The 3,944-nt window shown below is 66.4% G+C and carries 3 protein-coding genes; 2 read left to right on the top strand and 1 reads right to left on the bottom strand.

The genetic code is table 11. The features are described from left to right. Window positions 1–2,016 (bottom strand): transglycosylase domain-containing protein (locus DBR34_RS16385; protein ID WP_258224020.1); only part of this gene is annotated, 2,016 nt, incomplete at its 3' end. 224 nt (window positions 2,017–2,240) lie between these two features. Here DBR34_RS16385 and DBR34_RS16380 point away from each other — a divergent pair. Continuing rightward, the gene (locus tag DBR34_RS16380) at window positions 2,241–3,299 is read left to right on the top strand and encodes a pilus assembly protein PilM (protein WP_038686523.1); all 1,059 of its coding nucleotides are present in this window, start codon (window positions 2,241–2,243) and stop codon (window positions 3,297–3,299) included. Next, on the top strand, window positions 3,299–3,944 hold a 646-nt coding region (locus DBR34_RS16375; protein WP_128097597.1), incomplete at its 3' end, for a PilN domain-containing protein. The genes DBR34_RS16380 and DBR34_RS16375, both read left to right, overlap by 1 nt.

Genomic DNA, 3,944 nt, shown 5'->3' with positions numbered 1-3,944 from the left:
CTGGTAGGCCGTGCGGGCGTCGATCGCGCGCGGGGCCACCTTGGCATCCGGGTTCGCCGGCTTGGCCGGTTCGGCCGGTTCGGCGGCCTGCTGCGGCTTGGCCGTCGCGGCGGTGGCCGGGGCGGCAGGGGCGCCGAAGTTGAAGCCGTCCACCACCTGGCTCACCGGCGCGCCGCCGCTGGTGCCGGCGCAGTCGCGGCAGGCCATCGCCGGGTTTTCCTTGAACACCACCACGCCATCACGGTCGGTCACCTGGTCGATCACCCAGGTGTCCACCCGCGAGCCACCGTTGGCGAACACGGCGTAGCCGCGCGCCACCGACAACGGGGTCACCGACGCAGTACCCAGCGACATCGACAGGTTGGGCGGCAGCTCGGCTTCGGCAAAGCCGAATTCGCTGATGTACTTGCGCGCGTAATCCACGCCCATGCCGTCGAGCAGGCGGACCGAGACCAGGTTGCGCGACTGCACCAGCGCTTCACGCAGGCGCATCGGACCACGGAAACCGCCGCCGTCGTTCTGCGGCGACCAGGTCTTGCCGCGGCGGTCGCGGAACACCACCGGGGCGTCGAGCACGATCGAGGCGGGGTTGAACCCCTTGTCGAAGGCGGCCGCGTAGATGAACGGCTTGAAGCTCGAGCCCGGCTGGCGGCGCGCCTGGGTGGCGCGGTTGAACTTGTTGCCGGAGAAGCTGAAGCCGCCCACCAGGGCCTTCAGGGCGCCGCTTTCAGCATCCAGCGAGACCAGCGCGGACTGACCGCGCGGGATCTGGTCGATCAGCCATTCGCCTTCCTTGTCGCCCGCGCGTACCCGCACCAGGTCACCCCGGGTCAGCAGCTTGGCCGGGGTCTTGTTGACCCAGCGGCTGGCCGCGACGGGCAGCACCAGTTCGCTGCGGTTGGCCAGCACCACGGTGGCGCTGCCGTCGGCGGCGGTGGAGGCCACGATCGCCGGCAGCAGCCCGGACTGTGCCGGAATGCCGGCCAGCTTGGCCGCCAGCGCCTTGGCATCGGCATCGGCCGGCACCTCGAAGTGCTGTTCCACGCCGTGCCAGCCATGCCGGTGGTCGTACACCCGCAGGCCATCGCGCACGGCAATGTTGGCCGCGGTCTGCAGCTCGGCATTGATGGTGGTGGTGACGTGGTAGCCCTTGTTGACCACGTCGCCGCCGAAGCGGGCGATCATTTCCTGGCGGACCAGTTCGGCCACGTAGGGCGCTTCCACCTGCACCGGCGGCTCATGCGCGCTGGCGTGCATCGGCACCGCCTTGGCCGCATCGGCCTCGGCCTGGCTGATGAAGCCCAGGCTGGCCATGCGCTGCAGCACATAGAAGTCGCGGCGCTCGCGGGCCCGTTCGGGGTTGCTGATCGGGTTGCCCGAGGACGGGAACTTGGGGATGCCGGCCAGCGAGGCCATTTCATCCAGGTCCAGCTCGCCCAGCTTCTTGCCGTAGTAGAACTCTGCCGCGGCGGCCACGCCGTAGGCGCGGTTGCCGAAGAAACTCTTGTTCAGGTACAGCTCGAAGATCTCGTCCTTGCTCAGCTCGGACTCGATCTTGCGCGCCAGCAGGATCTCGGCCAGCTTGCGGGTGTAGCTGTACTCCGAACTCAGGAAGAACTGGCGGGCGACCTGCTGGGTGATGGTGGACCCACCCGGCACGCGCTTGTCGTTGGTGGTGGCCAGCAGCCAGACCGCGCGGCCGATGCCCTTGTAGTCCACCCCGCCATGCTCGTAGAAGCGGGCGTCCTCGGTGGCCAGGAAGGCCTGCTTGAGACGTTCCGGGACCTCCTTCATGGTGATCGGTACGCGCCGCGACTCGCCGAACACGGCCATCAGCTTGCCATCGCTGGCATACACGTACATGGGCTCCTGCATCTCGATGTCGCGCAGGGTCTGCACGTCCGGGAGCTTGGAGGAAATGGCGTAGTACAGGCCACCTGCGACGGCGGCGCCGATCAGGCCCAGGACCAGGATGGCGACCAGCAACCAGCGCAGCCAGCGGCGAAAGCGTGTCATCAGTGACAGATTCCGATTGCGAATTTCGTGGCCGCAGAGTATAGATTACGCAAGGGAACGGCTGGGGTTGTTCCCGGGGAGCGCAGATCGACGACCGTCTGGGGAGCCGTGAAACGTGCGGTAGTGCACGTTTCACTGCGTGATGGTTGCGGTTTGCAAAAAAAACGTTATTAATGCGCGGGCGCAGGTTATGCGTCCAAGTGCCCGTCGGCAGGGGAGAAACCGTGGGGCTTATCCCAAAAAGCCAGTCGCCGCTTATTGGCGTCGACATCAGCTCGACTGCAGTAAAGCTCTTGCAGCTTTCCCGCAGTGGCAATCGTTTCCGCGTGGAACATTACGCTGTGGAACCACTTCCGCCGAATGCGGTCGTGGAAAAGAACATCGTGGAAGTGGAGGCCGTGGGTGAGGCTATCCGCCGCGCCGTGAACCGTTCCGGTACGAAGGCCCGGCACGCTGCCGCAGCCGTCGCCGGCTCGGCGGTGATCACCAAGCTGATCCCGATGCCGGCCGACCTGGACGAGAACGACATGGAAGCCCAGGTCGAGCTCGAGGCGGTCAACTACATCCCGTACCCGATCGAGGAAGTGAACCTCGACTTCGAGGTGCTGGGTGCCATCCCCAACAACCCGGAAATGGTCCAGGTGCTGTTGGCGGCGTCGCGGTCGGAGAACGTGGAGCTGCGCCAGTCGGCGCTGGAGCTCGGCGGGCTGACCGCCCGGGTCATGGACGTGGAGGCCTTCGCGGTCGAGAACGCCTTTGCCCTGGTCGCCAGCGAGCTGCCGATCGCCAGCGATGGCGTGGTCGCCCTGGTGGACATCGGTGCCACCATGACCACCCTGAACGTCCTGCGCGGCGGGCGGAGCCTGTACAGCCGCGAACAGGTGTTCGGCGGCAAGCAGCTGACCGACGAAGTGATGCGCCGCTACGGCCTCACCTACGAGGAAGCCGGCCTGGCCAAGCGCCAGGGCGGGCTGCCGGAAAGCTACGAGATGGAAGTGCTGGAGCCGTTCAAGGAGGCCACGGTCCAGCAGATCAGCCGCCTGCTGCAGTTCTTCTATGCCGGTAGCGAATTCAACCGCGTGGACCACATCGTGCTGGCCGGCGGGTGCGCTGCGCTGGCCGGCCTGCCGGAGATGGTGGAAGAACAGCTGGGCGTGGCCACCGTGGTGGCCAACCCGCTGGCACAGATGACCCTGGGTCCCAAGGTACAGGCACATGCCCTGGCCCAGGACGCCCCGGCGCTGATGATTGCCACCGGTCTGGCGCTGAGGAGCTTTGACTGATGGCAAGAATCAATCTATTGCCGTGGCGCGCCGAGCGGCGCAAGCAACGCCAGCGTGACTTCTACGGCATGCTCGGGGTGGCGGCCATCGGCGGCGTGCTGCTGTCGCTGTTGATCTGGTTCTACTACGACCGGCAGGTCAGCGGGCAGGGCGAGCGCAATGCCTTCCTGCAGACCGAGATCGCCAAGGTCAAGGAGCAGAACAAGGAGATCGACCGCCTGGATCGCCAGAAGGACCGCCTGCTGGCGCGCAAGAAGGTGATCGAGGAACTGCAGGCCAAGCGCTCGCAGATGGTCCACCTGTTCGATGCGCTGGTGCGCACCATTCCCGACGGCGTGGTGTTGACCTCGCTCAAGCAGGAAGGTGACATCCTCACCCTGGAAGGGCGCACCCAGTCCAACGCCCGGGTCAGCGCCTACATGCGCAACCTGGAAAGTTCGGGCTGGATGAGCAAGCCGGAACTGTCGGTGATCGAGGCCAAGAAGCCCGAGCCCGGCAAGGACGGCCCGACCACGCTGAGTGACATCAGCGCCTTGCCGTACATGTTCGAGGTCAAGGTCACCCTGCCGGCCCAGAGCGAGCCGGTGAACGGGATCAATGCCGATGGCAGCGTGGTGGTGCCGGCCGATGCTGCCGCCGCCCCGG

The organism is Stenotrophomonas sp. HMWF003, assembly GCF_003061285.1.
Lineage (GTDB): Bacteria > Pseudomonadota > Gammaproteobacteria > Xanthomonadales > Xanthomonadaceae > Stenotrophomonas > Stenotrophomonas maltophilia_AP.
This window is presented reverse-complemented; position numbering and strand designations above follow the sequence as displayed.